Raw genomic sequence first — 1028 nt, 5'->3', positions numbered from 1 at the left:
AGCTCAACGGGCGATGTTCCTTCCGCCTTCGCCTGCATGAACGCCCACTTGGCCTCCCGCACCTGCTAAGACAAGCAACGCACCCGCGGCAAAATCCAAACACAGGCCCTCCTCCGCCTCGCCCGCCAACGCATCAGCGTCCCGTTCACCATGCTCCGAGACAGCACCTTCTACGAATCCCGCACGCCCTGCGACGTCGAGCTCGCCGCATGACACCAGCAAGCCTGAATCACGCCAAAACCGACAGCGGCGCCTTGACGAAGGACATAGAGGCGCCCCCCCCGCCGAACGGGGGAGGACGTATGAACTCCGACTCCCTCAGAGTTTGCCTTCCATGAGGACCGTGCGATGCCCCCCGAGCGCGCGTGAGAGACCTTCGAGGAAGCTGGGGCTGAAGTCGGGCCAGTCCCAGAACTCGAAACCGAGATACCCGAAGGCGAAGTAGTCATCCGACCAGGTCCATGCAGTCAGGTCACCAGGGCGCCGACAATGCGGGCAGGCGACTGCCGCGCTGCCTGTGTCGCTCCAGTCGCTGATGGCCTCACTGAAGGGTTCCCACGCACCCTCGATCTCCTCCAGCCGGTCGGTGTAGAAATCCGCCCGACCGGCACAATGGGGGCACACCGCGAACCTGGGTTCGCCCTGGCCGCAGTTGAATACGGTGCGGCCGGTCTCGACCCTGAGTCCGTCGCTGGGCTCCCAGTCCTCCTGACCGACCGCCTTGGCCCAGGAGGGGCCGGGCGGATGCCCCGACGGCGCCCCGAGAACACAGTCGGTGAGCTCGGCCCGAACTATCCTCTCCCTGACCAGCCAGCCGAGTCCGCTGTCTGCCAGGGTCCGGGCGTCCGCATGCGTGGCGTCGAGATCGACGACGGTCTGAAAATAGTTCCCCATGAGGCAACAGTAGAAGCAGCCACCGACAGCCCGTCACTCACGACTTCGACACCTACCGGCCCTTCACATCCCCGAATATCCGGACCGGCCCGAGGGGCCACGCACAGGCCGTGACAGAACTCGGTCCAGAATAC

At 65.1% G+C, this 1028-nt stretch carries 1 protein-coding gene and 1 pseudogene; one reads left to right on the top strand and one right to left on the bottom strand.

Translation table 11 applies throughout. The features are described from left to right. Positions 1–213: pseudogene (locus tag ACZ5CR_RS47460) on the top strand (IS110 family transposase); the annotation flags it as partial. 105 nt (positions 214–318) lie between these two features. On the opposite strand, the gene ACZ5CR_RS47455 reads toward ACZ5CR_RS47460, so the two are convergent. Next, a complete protein-coding gene (locus ACZ5CR_RS47455; RefSeq protein WP_468870298.1) occupies positions 319–894 on the bottom strand; it encodes a hypothetical protein in 576 nt (191 codons plus the stop codon). Positions 895–1028: the final 134 nt, after the last annotated feature.

The sequence above is a fragment of the Streptomyces sp. NPDC031274 genome, assembly GCF_055570235.1.
The sequence above is the reverse complement of the archived record's forward strand: the minus strand, read 5'-3'. Positions and strand labels throughout refer to the sequence as shown.